This window comes from Anabaena sp. EIM26 (assembly GCF_057568715.1).
This window is the reverse complement of the sequence record NZ_CM172472.1, coordinates 5,400,507-5,415,687: the sequence shown is the minus strand read 5'-3', so window position 1 is coordinate 5,415,687 and position 15,181 is coordinate 5,400,507. Positions and strand designations below refer to the sequence as shown.

Genomic DNA, 15,181 nt, shown 5'->3' with positions numbered 1-15,181 from the left:
TTTCAACCGGAATTCCCATAAAATAGAAGCAGATATTGTTGTCTCTACACCAATGGTGTACTCACAATCTCTGCTTTTTATGCTTTTTTTGGTATTAAGTTACAAAAATCACTCTTTTGGAGCAATAGCTAGGAGCAGAAAGCCGTTAAGATGATTGCAGCAGTACCTCACCAATCGCAATTAGTAAAGGCTAAATGGCGGCTTGAATCAAAATGAATTCACTACTTCCTCGAAACCTCAGCGTTATAATTCGACCAGTCCAATACCGAGATTTGGACGGTATTGAACGCCTAACTCAAGATTCATTCGCAGCCCTCTCTCCTAAGAGAGCTTCTTGCACGATGGAATGGCTGCGCCATTGGTTTGGGTTACTCAAGTTTTTGAGTTGGTTCCCCAACCCATTACAATATCGCTTCTGTGGTTATGTTGCAGAACAAGGGCGGATGCTTTTGGGGATGATTCAAGTGTCACCATTTAACCGCACCCGCAGCACTTGGCGAATTGATAGGGTGATGTTAGACCAGACTGCTGACAAGCAAGGTGTCGGCTCTCAACTTCTGCGCCATTGCTTTGAATCAATTTTAGAAGCTCGCACCTGGCTATTAGAAGTTAATATCAATGATATTGAAGCATTAGCGCTGTATCGGCAAAATGGATTTCAGCGGTTAGCAGAAATGACATACTGGGAAATTAGCCCAGAATTGTTGGTTGAATTAGCACTAGCAGAACCAGACTTACCCAATCTCTTACCAGTAAGTAATGCTGATGCTCCATTGCTATATCAATTAGATACAGCATCAATGCCACCTTTGGTACGTCAGGTGTTTGACCGACACACTCATGACTTTAAAACCAGTTTATTCGGCGTTCTTTCTGATGCTGTCAAACAGTGGATGACTAAAACTGAAGTCGTTAGTGGCTATGTTTTTGAACCCCAACGCAAAGCCGCAATTGGTCATTTTCAAGTGCAACTTGACCGTAAGGGCGAAAATCCTCATGTAGCAACTTTGACGGTTCACCCAGCTTATACTTGGTTGTATCCAGAAATGTTGTCTCAATTAGCCCGCATTGCTCAAGATTTTCCTCAACAAGGTTTGCAACTGGCTTCTTCCGATTATCAACCAGAACGTGAAGAATATTTAGAGAGAATCGGAGCCAAGCGGATAGAACATACCCTGATTATGTCGCGCTCGGTTTGGCATAAAATTCGGGAATCAAAATTAGTCTCTTTGGAAGGGATTCAGTGGCCGGAAGTACTCCAAGGACTACAACCAGCACGTAAGCCGATACCAGGTGGAATGTCATGGGTTCCCAAACAACAGCAGCCCAAGTCAGATAGACCAATACCAGTCAAGTCAGAAATTGTTCCTTTTGGCAGCCCTAACTTTAATATGGATGCATCTAGCCAAGCTGAACAAGTTGAACCAGTACAGGAGAACAATTAGGGTGATGCCTCAGCAGCAATCAAAGTCTTTTATATCAGCCTTGGGATTAGATGTCGGTAGCAAACGCATTGGTCTAGCAGGGTGTGATGGTACTGGTTTGATTGCTACAGGTATTATGACGATTGAGCGCAGATCCTTTAAAGAGGACGTTGAGCAAATACAACAAATAGTTAATGAGCGCCAAGTGCAACTTTTAGTTGTTGGGCTACCATATTCAATGGATGGCTCTTTAGGTTTTCAGGCTCGTCATGTGCAGAAATTTGCTAAAAGACTGGCTGACTCGCTCCAATTGCCTATGGAATATATGGATGAGCGATTAACTTCTTATCAAGCAGAACAACTGATTATTGCTGAAAATCGTTCTCCGTCACGGAATAAGGGACTGATTGACCGCAAGGCTGCTGCTTTGATTTTGCAACAATGGTTAGATGCTAGACGCAGTAGCACCAACAGATCAGTAGCATTTGTTGAGGATTGATACCTTTTAACATGGTATTCTGAAAACTATTACTCAGCTGCATATCCAGATTTTTGGTTGACATTGACTGCCATATCACAGTTCAATAAAATGCCATAGTTAGGGATATTGATAAATTTACATAATGTGACTATGTATTCCTCTGAATTTTCTGAAGAAAATGATCACGCTAATTCTGGTTCTATCACTTTGACAGATGACAAAGAGCGATCGCTCGAATGTTATATTGAGCATTCGCTTTCGGTAGATGAACAAGAATATGTTTTGCTTCTGCCAGTAGACTCACCTATCGAAATCTTTGCTTGGCAAGATGAGGGTGAAGAGGAAGAAGCTATTTTGGTGGAAGATGATGCCACAATTGACAAAATTTTTAGCACCGCCCAAGCTGTCCTCTCTGAGCAAAACCTGATCATTAAAAATACTGCCTATGCTTTGACAGTGGCAGGTGAGTTACCTCCGGTAGAAGAATCAGAACTCTTCACTTTAGAAATCGAAGATGATGAGGCCGATTTAGAACCAGAACAACTTCAGTTACTCGCCAGCTTCTATCATGAAAACCAGGAGTATGCGATTTATACTCCTCTTGATCCGCTGTTGTTTTTTGCCCGGATCACTAATACTGGCAAGCCTGAATTGCTCTCTCCTGAAGAGTTTCGCAAAGTTCAACCGCTGTTAGAAGAACATCTATTTAATGAGGTTGAATAATCAGAGTTGAAATTTATACCCTAAGAATTAAAAAGAGCAATTTTTAATTAAGGAAGTTTCAATTTTTAATTTTTCCATTGCTAATCTGACTGCTCACTTTATGTGAATTGCTTGGTTAGTAGTGGAATTTTATTCATAAAATGTCGCGGTTATTAGGGGGTGTTTGAAAAGTTTTGAGTGGTGATTTTAGACACTTACTGATAGCTTGTGAAGCCATTACCCTCTAAATCGCCTTAACAAAGAGGATTTAGGAGGATCTAAAGTTTTTAATACATCAGCAACCTCTTTTCAAACATTCTTTTAGGGTAAGTCTTTCCAATTCAAAATCTAAAATCCAAAATCCAAAATCTAAAATTATTATGACTTGGAACAATGTCTTACAGCCTGACTTGATTTTAGAGGGTTCAGTATTGAACTTGACTCCAGATATGATCCAAAAATATGGGCTAAAAGGGCTGGTTTTGGATGTGGATGAAACTTTAGTACCAATTACAGTCAGGGAGGCTTCCTCGGAACTGCGAGATTGGGTAGAAGAAATCCGCGCTTGTGCTGCACTGTGTTTAGTCAGCAATAACCTGAGTGAATCCCGAATTGGGAGTATTGCCCGTTCTCTTAACTTACCTTATTATCTGGGTGCTGCTAAACCTTCACGACGCAAAATCCGATCTGCGCTTCAAGGAATGAATTTACCTGTAAATCAGGTGGGTATGGTAGGCGATCGCTTATTTACTGATGTGATCGCAGGTAATCGTCTGGGTATGTTTACTATTTTAGTTGAACCAATTGTCCATGCTGATGCTGCTCTCCGTTCTCATCCTATCCGTAACTTTGAAGTCTGGATATCGGAGATATTAGGCGCATCTATTATTCCCAAGCAAGAAAAGGTTCACAAAGATTAGCAATTATCAGGAAACTAAATCTAAAGAAATTATTAAGAAATCTTAAGGTTTCCTGAAAATCAGAGAATATATATATTGATAACATCAGGGTCAGCTAACAAAGACCCTAGCCGATAACAGATAAATATAAACCCGTACAGCGTCAGCCTTCACTATAGAGGGATTGGCGCTGTACAATTTTTAGTTGTGAGTACCGAGTACTGAGTACCGAGTACCGAGTACCGAGTATTGAGTATTGAGTAAAGGGTGTAGGAGAAGAATAGCCTCTTGCCCAATGCCCCATGCCCCATGTCCCATGCCCGATGCCCCATGCCCAAAACAATAGTTGTAAAAATCGGCACTTCTAGCCTCACTCAACCAGAAACAGGACAATTAGCCCTTTCTACCATTGCTACTTTGACGGAAACTCTGTGCTATTTGAGGCATCAAGGTCATAATGTGATTTTGGTTTCCTCTGGTGCTGTGGGTGTGGGTTGTGCGCGTCTGGGTTTAACAGAACGTCCAAAAGCGATCGCTCTCAAACAAGCTGTAGCAGCAGTTGGGCAAGGTCGGCTCATGCGTATTTATGATGATTTATTTAGTACTTTAGAGCAACCTATGGCTCAAGTATTATTAACGAGAGCAGATTTAGTACAACGTAGTCGCTATCTCAATGCCTATAATACTTTTAAGGAATTATTAGGACTGGGAGTAATTCCGGTTGTGAATGAAAATGATACAGTAGCAGTAGAAGAATTAAAATTTGGTGATAACGACACCCTTTCCGCTTTAGTTGCCAGTTTAGTGGAAGCAGATTGGTTATTTTTGCTGACAGATGTGGATAGATTGTATTCAGCCGATCCTCGGACTGTGCCAGATGCTCGTCCTATTTCGTTAATTAGTAATATGAAAGAATTGGCAGAATTACAAATCCAAACCGGGGGACAAGGTTCACAGTGGGGTACTGGGGGGATGGTGACAAAAATTTCGGCGGCGAGAATTGCGATCGCAGCTGGTGTGAGAACTGTAATCACTCAAGGACGTTTTCCACGCAATATTGAAAAAATTATTCAAGGGGAAGCTATAGGAACGCATTTTGAACCCCAACCAGAACCAACTTCAGCGAGGAAACGCTGGATAGCTTATGGTTTGGTTCCTACAGGTAAATTATATTTAGATGATGGGGCAATAAATGCCATTTTGCAAGCGGGAAAATCTTTGTTAGCTGCGGGAATTAAGGCTGTAGAAGGGGATTTTGAGAGTCAGGAAGCAGTGCAGTTGTGCGATCGTCATGGCAACGAAATTGCCAGAGGATTAGTTAACTATAACAGCGAAGATTTACAAAAAATTTGTGGTTGTCATTCGCGGGATATTGCGGGAATTTTAGGTTATGCAGGTGCAGAAACTGTGATTCATCGGGATAATTTGGTTTTGATTTAGGATTGTTTTCAACACAGAGGTTCGCAGAGTTTTTCTAGAGGAGAAGTTATGCTTCCAGCTTGAAGTGTTCTTTACAATTACTAAGAACCAGGAGATACCCTATTCAAATCTTCCTAGTCGCCAATCCCTAATTAGGGCTTGCTGAAAAAGTCTTTCCGTTAGGGCTAGAAGTCAGGAGTCAGGAGTCAGGAGTCAGGAGGAAGAATTAGAAGGAGATCAGAATATTCTCAAATCTGGGTAAATGAACGGTTTTTGATGATTTCATCGCTTATTTCTTGCACCTTCTTCTACTTTTTTAGCCTGGAACTATTGATATATCTAGGTTTTTGGTTTATTCAGCAAGCCCTAATTAAAAAATATTTCTAAAGATAGATTAAAAATGTTGCTAAAGATATAGTGATAATTTTATTTAGCGCAGTTTTTTGAATTTGACGCTTATAAACCCAAATTACTTTGATTTAGAGAAAAATATGGCATTTTCCCTGTATCCTAACCTGGGTAAGATGAATGTAACTAGGATATACACAACAAAGCTTCATTTAGCGGCTTTTAATCTCTCTAATCAACTGGCTTTGACAACTGCTTTCATTGGTTTAGTGGTTTTAATAGGATGGATTTTTAATCTGGAGTTCCTCAAAACTTTGGAGCCACGATTGATCACAATGAAGGTAAACACTGCACTGGGTTTTCTTTTCAGTGGAATATCTTTATGGTTGTGGCATCAAAATCACCAGCAGAAGCAATCATCTCGCGTGCAATTACTCTCTGAGATTTTTGCGGGGCTTGTCGTACTGATTGGTTTGCTAACCCTAATTCAGTATGGCTTCAATATCAATTTAGGAATTGATCAATTGCTCATTAAAGAAGATATTAATGCTGTTGCTACTTACTACTATCCAGGAAGGATGGCACCAAATACAGCCCTGTGCTTTTTTTGGCTGGGTTCCGCTCTAATTCTGCTCCAATACAGGCTGATGAGCGTCGCTCAAAGTTTGGCTGTAGGCAGTTTTTTCATTGCTTTATTCGGGCTGATTGGCTATGTATTTGGAATTAGCACTTTTTATCGCCTACCGCCTTTTACTGGTATGGCAGTGCATACCAGCGTCACATTTTTGTTGTTAGGGTTTGGTATTATATTAAGTAGTCCGGAAAAGGGCTGGATGCAGACAGTAATGAGTCCATACCTTGGTGGAGTAATCGCCCGTCGCTTGTTACCTCTGATTATCGGTGTCCCTATTTTAAGTTCAGGATTATTTTTGTCAGCTTATCGGAATAATTTTATCCCTGGCGAGACTGGATTTTTACTGCGAGCTATTATTAATATTTTCGTTCTTGGTGTAGTAGTTTGGTGGAATGCTAAATATCTGAATACGAGTGATCATAAATATCAAAATTCTCAACAAGAACTCCAAGAAGCTTATGAAAATTTAGAAACAAAAATCCAGGAGCGCACGGCTCAATTAGAGGCGGCAAATCAAGCTTTGAGAGATGGTCGTCGCCAGTTATCGAATCTAATTAATACTTTACCGGGAATTGTTTTTTCTCGCAGTATTGATGATGATTGCTTAATTCACAGTTTAAGTGATGGTTATTTGTCTATTATCGGTTGCAGCAGAACAGATATATGTAGTTATAGTGAATGCACATTCCAAGATTTGATTGTGCCAGAAGATGTCCCCAAAATTGTCGCCGCCATCCAAACAGCCATAGAGCAAAACAGTTCTTACGAAATAGAGTATCGCATTCGGACTCAATGCGGTGAAGAAAAATGGTTATGGGAAAAAGGCATAGAAACATCAATTGATGGACAAATACCAACCATTCAAGGATTTATCACAGAGATTACCTCTCTCAAACACACACAAGAAGCCCTAGGGGAAAGTGAAGCTAAGTTTCGGGAATTAGCCGAAAATATTCACGAGGTTTTTCATATCAGCTCTGCTGATTTGAGCCAGGTTTTATATATCAGTCCTGGCTATGAACAGATATGGGGACAGAGTTGTCAAAGCCTCTACCAAAACCCGAATTCTTGGAGTGAGTCTATACATCCAGATGATAGCGATCGCGTCTTAGCAGCTTGTGAACGTCTGATTCAAGGAGAACCGCTACATGAAGAATATCGCATCACTCGCCCCCAGGGGGAAATACGTTGGATTCTTGCTCGTGTTTTCCCTATTTATAGCCAATGGGGAACAATATTGCGTCATGCAGGAATTGCGGCGGATATTACCGAACACAAACTGGCAGAAATTGCTGTCCAACAAAGTGAAGAACGCTACCGTTCTTTGGTAGAAGCAACCGCCCAAGTTATTTGGATTACTGACCCTCAAGGGGAATTCATTAGTCCCCAAGAAAGTTGGGAGGCTTTTACTGGTCAATCTTTTGCAGAACATAAAGGATGGAACTGGCAATATGCTATTCATCCTGAGGACAGAGAACGCACAAAACAAGTTTGGTTGAAGGCTCTGGAAAATAGTGAGTTATATGAAAATGAATGTCGCATTCAGTCTAAAAATGGTGAATATCGCTATTTTTGGGTGCGGGCTGTACCTGTTCTGGAGACTGACGGCTCTAACCGCGAATGGGTAGGAACTTGCACCGACATCACAAATCGCAAACAAACTGAAATAGAGATCCAGGAATTAAATGAACAACTAGAGACGCGAGTGCAACAACGCACAGTCCAACTCACCGCAGCCAACAAAGAACTAGAAGCATTTTCTTACTCCGTTTCTCATGATCTTCGCGCCCCATTACGCGGTTTAGATGGCTTTAGTAAAGCATTGCTAGACCGTTATCAGGATCAACTAGATGATAAGGGTAAGCATTATCTAACTCGCATTCGGGCTGGAACACAGCGAATGGGGGAATTAATTGATGATTTGCTGCAACTTTCAAAAGTCACCCGTGCTGAGATGCGACATACTCAACTTGACCTGAGTGCGATCGCTCAAGAAATTGCTCAAGAACTCAGCGAAAGCAATCCTGAGCGACAGGTAGAATGGCTAATTTCCCCTCATCTTACCGTCATGGGTGATCCCCGACTGTTGAGAATAGTCATGGAAAATCTTCTCAACAATGCATGGAAGTTTACATCCGTTAAAATACAGTCACAAATCGAATTCAGTTGTACAGCTTCACATAACGAAAATAAATCTGATATAACGTATTTTGTGCGGGATAACGGAGTTGGTTTTAATGAAGTTTATACAAACAAACTTTTTAAACCGTTTCAACGTCTTCATACTATCGAAGAATTTCCAGGTACAGGCATTGGTTTAGCAACTGTGCAAAGAGTCATTTACCGTCATGGTGGTCATATCTGGGCAAATGGAGTGGTTGGAGAAGGAGCCATCTTTCACTTTACATTACAAGGTTAAGAAAAGATTAAGTTTAAACATTGATCAACTTATTTTGATCTCCTACTGAGAGATGATTTGTGAAATCATGCCCTCATTTTTAGAGTTTGATATTGCTATAACTTTAGGGAATCTTCAATATAAGCTCAGTAAAACTTCCTTGGTAAAAAAAAAATAGCCATCTTAAGATTATTGTGGAACATACGATATACTCCAAGATAATATGACCACAAAAAATACACTACTCATTATTGAGGATAATCCTGATGATATAGAACTAACACTGCTTGCATTTGAACAAACGGGACTACAAGAAAACGTCGTAATAGCTAGAGACGGCGTTGAAGCCATTAATTATCTATTTGCAGAAAACAATACCTCAGAATCTCTGCCTGACTTAATTCTGTTAGATTTACAGCTACCCCGTATCAACGGATTAGAAGTTCTTCGGCAAATTCGTGCTAATTCTCGGACAAGATTGTTACCTATTGTGATTTTGACGACCTCTAATGAAGAGAGTGATCGTCTTCAAGGCTACGGTTTGGGCTGCAACAGCTATATCCGCAAACCAGTCGATTACGACCAGTTTGTGAGTGTTATGCAACAGCTAGGAATGTACTGGTTGGTTCTCAACAGTCCTCCGCCCCTAACCCAATAACGAATTTTTATGACTGAGCAAATTAAAATTCTCATCGTTGAAGATAATTTAGACGATGCAGAATTAATGATCTTAGAATTGGAAGCGGCAAATTACAAAGTAGTTTATCAACGGGTTGACACGACTGAGGCAATGATAGCTGCTCTTGAATCCCAAGAATGGGATGTAATTTTAACAGACTATTCCATGCCTCAATTTAGTGCTGTGGCTGCACTCAGTTTGATCAAACTGCGGAAATTAGATACTCCATTTATCGTTGTCTCCGGTTCAATAGGGGAAGAAATAGCTGTTAAATTAATGAGAGATGGCGCTCATGATTATTTGCTCAAGCATAACTTAACAAGGCTTGCTCCAGCTATTGAAAGAGAATTACGAGAAGCTAAGGTACGATGTGAACGCAAACAAGCATTAGAGAAAGTCCAATTTTTAGCATTTTATGATGAATTAACAGGCTTACCTAATCGCAACGCTTTTTTAAAAACTCTCCGAGTACAAATTCTCAATAACCATAGATTTGCAGTTTTATTTATAGATATTGACCAATATCGCAAAATTAAATATGGCTTTGGACATATTAAAAGTGAACAATTGCTAATTGAAGTCGCAAAACGTTTGCAAGTTAGCTTACGTCCTGGTGACTACTTAGCAAAAATGGGCAAGGACGAATTTATATTAATACTAGGAAATATCAGTCATGTAGGTGAAGCAGAAATCCACGCAATAGAAATGCATCGAGTTATAGATCCTCCCTTCGTGCTAGAAGGTTTTGTAATTTATGCCTCTATTACTATTGGTGTCGTAGACTCCAGTCTTGGCTTTGATGAACCAGAAGAGTTTTTGCGGGCAGCAGAAACCGCTAACTACACGGCTAAAGAACAGGGATTACAATATCCCACGGTTGTATACAATCGCACTATGCAAACTAGAGCTTTAGAGCGATTGCACATGGAAACTGAACTGAGGCAAGCAATCAACAAGCAACAGTTACAACTTTTTTATCAACCAATCATTTCTCTTCATCCTTACAAAGTAGTGGGATTTGAAGCTTTGATTCGCTGGAACCACCCAGAACGAGGATGGATTTCACCAATTCAGTTCATTCCTTTAGCAGAACAAACAGGGCTAATTATTCCCCTTGGTGACTGGATTTTAGAAACTGCCTGCAGTCAGTTAAGTATTTGGCAAAATCAGTTTTTAGATGATTTACCTCTGAGTTTATCAATAAATCTATCAGGGGTACAATTGAATGAAATAGGTGTAGTTCCCAATATTATTCATCGCTATCAATCCCTAAATTTGCAGGAAATCACACTCAAGCTGGAAATTACAGAGAGTACGCTGATGAACAACACACAAACAGTTATCGCTAGTTTAGAGAAGTTTCGTGCAGCAGGTATCCAAATTAGCATTGATGATTTTGGTACTGGTTATTCTTCTCTGTCTTATTTACGCGATTTGCCTGTTGATACTCTCAAAATTGATCGCTCTTTTGTATCCCGAATAGATAGAGATGAGCAAAACTTGGGAATTGTGCAAGCAATAATTACTTTAGCCCACACTCTAGGCTTAGATGTGATTGCTGAAGGTGTAGAAACAGTCGCACAGATGAAGCGTTTGCGATCGCTTGGCTGTAAATATGGACAAGGCTATCTATTTTCTAAGCCAATGCCATCCTCTCTCCTCGATAAATGGCTGCAAAAAACAAAAAAAGAACTCAGCTTTGCTATTGATCTATGGATCAAGAGTAATTGCTAATTGGTAAAGGAAACCCTGCCCCCTTAGTGGTGCAGAAAACTTTTGGAAGTCTCAAGAAGAGAAGACGGTGACACGGGAGAACTCAATTTGCTGCTCTATCTGCGTTCGTTTTTTGAGTGAAGCAGAGGCTGGTGGGGGACTCTTTCGAGGTAAGGTAGCTAATCGGGGAATTGGCAAACGTTGATAACACAAGCGTTCGATTTCGCGTAGTCCTAATTGTAAAAAACTTAATCCCCTTTGGCTATGCCAGTCGAGAATTTTGCGACGACCTTCATGCACGACAACCAGCGCGACGGCAATGGCAATTAGGGTGGCAGCAGCCAGCAACATCAATAAACAATTGAGGGCTTGAGTATCCCGCAAGTGCGAACGGATAAGCTCAAAGGCTGCCGATTTGTAATCCTTAAAATGTGGTTCTATCCCTCCAAATCGCTGACCATAGAGTTCAAAAGTCTGTAATGATGGAGGAACATCTGAGAGGACAGCCCAAGGCTGACTAGCCAAGGCTAAATTAGCGGTGGACAGATGACACTGAATATCTTGTAAAACCGTAACTTCTCGAAAGAGATAGGCTTCTCCCTCTGGCGGCAGAAGATCAGCAACCGCAGCAGTTATACCATTAGAACGCGTAATGTTCAGGTCTGATTTGGCACGAATAGCCCACGACCATTCGTGGTCTCTTAACCATCGAATTAATGCACCGTGTTCAAACCCGCGGTCTGCTAGTAATGTCACTGAACATCCCGATGGTAGCAGTTGTAAAGTAGTTTCTAGTACGGGGCAGTAATCCTCAAAACCAACGGTGGCACTGCCGTGTGACAACACCGTTTGCCCCAAGGGAATTGAGCGTCCTCCCCAAACTAAGCAGACCTCAATTAGACAATACTCATCCCATAACACGCTGGTATCGAGTGTTAGCGTCATCGGCATTCCCTCCCATGCTGTCAGAAACTGCTTTAACAAGGGGAAATAAAAGGTTTCGGTGTTGATTTTGGGATTATGGATGAAGTAGTTTAATCGCTCCATATGGCTGCGAGCTTTACAGTCTCTATGACTCAGATACGGCAACCAGTGGCAAAGACTTGCACTTTGAGCTTGTAAAATTGCCGCCACATTCTCACAAAACACCTGGAGATGTCTTTGGTCTTGGGGATGAATCCATTGACTTACTTGCGCTTGCAGTTGACGATAAAGATGGGGGACTGACATAGGGTAGTTTTTTGTGTGGAAACTTGAGCATCCCATGTCTTCCCCCTCTTTGTCATTCTCGTCTCTGTAAAATCCCCCATATTTCCATCGTTCAGGACTTTTCTGCACCACTTAGCCCTGCCCCTACAGGTTTTACGATTTTAAGAGTTCCCTGTTCTCTCTCTCAACGAGTGAATTTAATTTTGTCCGACTAGTTAAGATGTTTTATGGAACTTCCAATAAATACAAACTGGCAAATATTGAAAAATAATATTCACTCTTTCAGCCAAACAGCACAGCAAGTTGGTAAGTCTTTCAAAGAAACAGCAGATTACAAAACTGATCAGGCAATTAATATAATTACAACAACTTTAGATCAAGCTCAAGGTTCTTTAGAAGATAGCTGGCAAACTGCTACACAAATTAAAAATACCACATCAGAAGCAATTGAAAATGCAATTACTAATTCTGCAAAAGATTTAGCAACGCAACACCCAACATTTTTACGGCTTTTCCAAATACTCAGTTGGGCAAGTAATCACCCCATTATTAGTTTAGTAATTCTCCTGTTTATAATCGCTTTTGCTTTGAGCATATTTAAAGGAATCATCCATTTAATTGAAACCGCCAGTTGGTCTATTTTAAAAATTCCTTTTCAATTGATTCAAGCTTTATTTAAAACTATTTTTTTGTCATTAAATAAATTTGGTAATTTTCAGTTAGCAAAAACTCCAGATACTGACGAAAATAATTATATTTCCACAGTAACGTCTGATGGAATAATTTACAAAAATAAACAACAAAGATTAGCAGAAATTTCTCGTCGTTTAGAATCAATTCAAACAGAACAGCAGCAGCTTTTACAAGAAGCAGCCAACCTCATTGGCTCAGAAACAACAGATATAGAAGGAGTCAGAATTGAGGAGTCAGGAGTCAGGAGGGAAAGTTAAATACTAATTAGGGCTTGCTGAATAAACCAAAAACCTATATATATCAACAGTTTCAGGCTGAAAAAGTAAAAGAAGGTGCAAGAAATAAGCGATGAAATCATCAAAAACCGTTCATTTACCCAGATTTGAGAATATTCTGATCTCCTTCTAATTCTTCCTCCTGACTCCTGACTCCTGACTCCTGACTCCTTCTTCATAGTAATTCCGTAATTGGAAATTGGCGTTGTTTGTCTAATTCTTGTATCCGCATTTTCTCTGCATATATGGCATCTACATAAGATTTATATTTATCTGGTTCTGCTTGCATATCAATTTTTTCCCACAGTTCCATAAAGTGACGATAACGTTTTTCTCTCAAGACTATTTCCATACAAGCAAGGGTTGCTTGAACTACTTGGGGAGTACGCAGTATTTCTTTGTTAGTTTTTTCATTCAAATGAAATAAATGCGAAATCAATCCCAATTCTTCAGATAATTCTAAATACCTGTTTTGTAAATTGGAAATTAAGTCAGCTTCATCTGTTAGTTCTGAAATCTGAAGCCATAAAAAACGGTGATGAGAAAGGCTTAATTCTAAATTTCTTTCTTCTAATTCATTAATTATTAACTGACGCTGTTCTGGACAATGGAGATAAATTTGTAATAATAACGCCTCGGCTTGTTCTAATAAACTACGTTCGGTATTTACTAGAGAGAGCTTTGGCGTTTTAGACTCCTGTTTGCGGAACCGTGATGGTGGAGTTTGCACACTAGCGGGTGCAATTTGAGTTAGTAGATTCTCAACTCGTAGGGGGATAATTCTAGAGTCCCCTAAGCTGAGTATTTCTGCACAGTAGGAAATGTAGTAATTAAGAGTATCACTATTAACTATATTTTGCAAGAGTTTAACTATTTGTTGCGTGACTTGTTGAAAGTCAGTAGCTTGTCTTAAATCTCTATTTTGAATAATTTGGTCAATTTGCCAATTTAGCCATAGTGGGGCGTTTGCTAATAGTTGCTGATAATCTGTTGATGTATGACTTTGTAAATATTCGTCAGCATCTTTACCATTGGGTAAGTTAAGAATTTTTAACTGCACTTCGCCTTTGTAAGCTAATGTAGCGATTTCACCGATCGCTCTTTCGGCGGCGTTAGTTCCCGCTTTATCAGCATCAAAGTTGAGTATTAGTTGTTTGGAATCGGTGTAACGCAATAGCAGCCGGACTTGTTCTATGCTTAATGCTGTACCTAGAGAAGCGACGGCGTTGTTAATTCCCGCAGCATGGAGAGCGATCGCATCAAAATATCCCTCAACTACCACTGCTTGATCTAGTTTAGCAATTCCATCTTTGGCTTGATCTAGCCCAAATAAGGTTTTACCTTTACTGAAAAGTTCTGTTTCCGGAGAATTTAAATATTTTGGTTGTTCTTCTGTCAGCGTTCTCCCACCAAAAGCAATTACTCGTCCTTGTACGTCGCGGATAGGAATCATCAGCCTATCCCGAAATACATCATAATATCCACCCCCTTCTTTCCTCGGTTTAATCAAACCCGCTTTTTCCACCAGTTGTACTGGGTAATGTTTATCTTCCACCAAATACCGATGCAGGGTTTCCCAACCTGCGGGAGCATAACCTAAACCAAATTGTTGAATTGTTTCTTCTCTGAGTTGGCGATTTTCACGCAAATACTGCATCACCTTTTGTTGCTGGGTATGTCTAAGGGCGTGTTGATAAAACTGGGCAGTAGAAGCTAAAACTTCATACAACTGCTCACGCAAAGACAACTGACGCTGTAATTCTTGTTTTTGCTCAGGTTCTAAGGTTTGTACAGGTACTTGATAACGCCGTGCTAAGTCTAGTACTACTTCCGTAAAGTGTCTTTTCCCCAAATCCATGACAAACTTAATGGCGTTACCTCCAGCTTGACAACCGAAGCAATAAAACATTTGCTTGCTGGGGCTAACGGTGAAACTGGGGCTTTTTTCATCATGGAAAGGACATAAACCGACAAAATCTTTCCCTCGCTTCCGCAATACCACATACTCCGAGACAACATCGACAATATCAGCCCGGAGTTTAACTTCTTCAATTGTGTCTGGATGTAAGCGAGGTATTTCCATTTTTAAGGAACTGGGGATTGGTGATTGGTGATTGGTGATTGGTGATTGATGATTGATGATTAATTCTTTCTTTCTTCTCCTGAACTCCGAACTCCGAACTCCGAACTCCTGACTCCTGCCTCCTGCCTCCTGCCTCCTGCCTCCGAACTCCTGCCTCCGAACTCCGAACTCCTTCCTCCCGCCTTCAAAGACTATTATAATTCTTGTTTTCAGCCGGGAATACT

At 40.4% G+C, this 15,181-nt stretch carries 12 protein-coding genes; 9 read left to right on the top strand and 3 right to left on the bottom strand.

Annotated features, from left to right (window positions below):
* Positions 1–212 precede the first annotated feature (212 nt).
* From AC012T_RS23515 to AC012T_RS23480, 8 genes are all read left to right on the top strand, one after another.
* Positions 213–1,445 carry a GNAT family N-acetyltransferase gene (locus AC012T_RS23515; RefSeq protein ID WP_487061260.1) on the top strand — a complete coding sequence of 411 codons (1,233 nt, stop codon included), beginning with the start codon at positions 213–215 and terminating at the stop codon, positions 1,443–1,445.
* 4 nt (positions 1,446–1,449) lie between these two features.
* Positions 1,450–1,923: a Holliday junction resolvase RuvX gene (gene ruvX / locus AC012T_RS23510; RefSeq protein WP_487061258.1), complete on the top strand. Its 474-nt coding sequence runs from the start codon at positions 1,450–1,452 to the stop codon at positions 1,921–1,923.
* Positions 1,924–2,055: 132 nt separating this feature from the next.
* The gene (locus AC012T_RS23505; RefSeq protein ID WP_438891735.1) at positions 2,056–2,628 is read left to right on the top strand and encodes a DUF3727 domain-containing protein; all 573 of its coding nucleotides are present in this window, start codon (positions 2,056–2,058) and stop codon (positions 2,626–2,628) included.
* 359 nt (positions 2,629–2,987) lie between these two features.
* Positions 2,988–3,527, top strand: a complete 540-nt coding sequence (locus AC012T_RS23500; protein ID WP_487061256.1) for a YqeG family HAD IIIA-type phosphatase — start codon at positions 2,988–2,990, stop codon at positions 3,525–3,527.
* A 309-nt stretch (positions 3,528–3,836) separates the two neighbouring features.
* Positions 3,837–4,946, top strand: coding sequence for a glutamate 5-kinase (gene proB / locus AC012T_RS23495; protein WP_487066726.1), 1,110 nt, complete (start codon positions 3,837–3,839; stop codon positions 4,944–4,946).
* A 470-nt stretch (positions 4,947–5,416) separates the two neighbouring features.
* Positions 5,417–8,326, top strand: a complete 2,910-nt coding sequence (locus AC012T_RS23490) for a PAS domain-containing sensor histidine kinase (protein WP_487061254.1) — start codon at positions 5,417–5,419, stop codon at positions 8,324–8,326.
* A 202-nt stretch (positions 8,327–8,528) separates the two neighbouring features.
* Complete coding sequence (locus AC012T_RS23485; protein ID WP_487061252.1) at positions 8,529–8,963, top strand: response regulator; 435 nt, start codon at positions 8,529–8,531, stop codon at positions 8,961–8,963.
* Positions 8,964–8,972: 9 nt separating this feature from the next.
* A complete protein-coding gene (locus AC012T_RS23480) occupies positions 8,973–10,718 on the top strand; it encodes a putative bifunctional diguanylate cyclase/phosphodiesterase (RefSeq protein WP_487061250.1) in 1,746 nt (581 codons plus the stop codon).
* A gap of 51 nt (positions 10,719–10,769) precedes the next feature.
* Here AC012T_RS23480 and AC012T_RS23475 read toward each other — a convergent pair whose 3' ends face one another.
* Positions 10,770–11,927 carry a transposase gene (locus AC012T_RS23475; RefSeq protein WP_487061248.1) on the bottom strand — a complete coding sequence of 386 codons (1,158 nt, stop codon included), beginning with the start codon at positions 11,925–11,927 and terminating at the stop codon, positions 10,770–10,772.
* A 206-nt stretch (positions 11,928–12,133) separates the two neighbouring features.
* On the opposite strand from AC012T_RS23475, the gene AC012T_RS23470 reads away from it, so the two are divergent.
* Complete coding sequence (locus AC012T_RS23470) at positions 12,134–12,856, top strand: hypothetical protein (protein ID WP_487061246.1); 723 nt, start codon at positions 12,134–12,136, stop codon at positions 12,854–12,856.
* Positions 12,857–13,049: 193 nt separating this feature from the next.
* On the opposite strand, the gene dnaG is transcribed toward AC012T_RS23470, so the two are convergent.
* Both dnaG and AC012T_RS23460 read right to left on the bottom strand, forming a co-directional pair.
* Positions 13,050–14,957: a DNA primase gene (dnaG, locus tag AC012T_RS23465; protein ID WP_487061244.1), complete on the bottom strand. Its 1,908-nt coding sequence runs from the start codon at positions 14,955–14,957 to the stop codon at positions 13,050–13,052.
* Positions 14,958–15,016: 59 nt separating this feature from the next.
* Positions 15,017–15,145: a hypothetical protein gene (locus AC012T_RS23460; RefSeq protein ID WP_487061242.1), complete on the bottom strand. Its 129-nt coding sequence runs from the start codon at positions 15,143–15,145 to the stop codon at positions 15,017–15,019.
* Positions 15,146–15,181: the final 36 nt, after the last annotated feature.

Bases quoted from the DNA above. Each gene is read 5' to 3' on its own strand.
- AC012T_RS23515 (WP_487061260.1), top strand. From the start codon at position 213: ATGAATTCACTACTTCCTCGAAACCTCAGCGTTATAATTCGACCAGTC.
- ruvX (WP_487061258.1), top strand. From the start codon at position 1,450: ATGCCTCAGCAGCAATCAAAGTCTTTTATATCAGCCTTGGGATTAGAT.
- AC012T_RS23505 (WP_438891735.1), top strand. From the start codon at position 2,056: ATGTATTCCTCTGAATTTTCTGAAGAAAATGATCACGCTAATTCTGGT.
- AC012T_RS23500 (WP_487061256.1), top strand. From the start codon at position 2,988: ATGACTTGGAACAATGTCTTACAGCCTGACTTGATTTTAGAGGGTTCA.
- proB (WP_487066726.1), top strand. From the start codon at position 3,837: ATGCCCAAAACAATAGTTGTAAAAATCGGCACTTCTAGCCTCACTCAA.
- AC012T_RS23490 (WP_487061254.1), top strand. From the start codon at position 5,417: ATGGCATTTTCCCTGTATCCTAACCTGGGTAAGATGAATGTAACTAGG.
- AC012T_RS23485 (WP_487061252.1), top strand. From the start codon at position 8,529: ATGACCACAAAAAATACACTACTCATTATTGAGGATAATCCTGATGAT.
- AC012T_RS23480 (WP_487061250.1), top strand. From the start codon at position 8,973: ATGACTGAGCAAATTAAAATTCTCATCGTTGAAGATAATTTAGACGAT.
- AC012T_RS23475 (WP_487061248.1), bottom strand. From the start codon at position 11,927: ATGTCAGTCCCCCATCTTTATCGTCAACTGCAAGCGCAAGTAAGTCAA.
- AC012T_RS23470 (WP_487061246.1), top strand. From the start codon at position 12,134: ATGGAACTTCCAATAAATACAAACTGGCAAATATTGAAAAATAATATT.
- dnaG (WP_487061244.1), bottom strand. From the start codon at position 14,957: ATGGAAATACCTCGCTTACATCCAGACACAATTGAAGAAGTTAAACTC.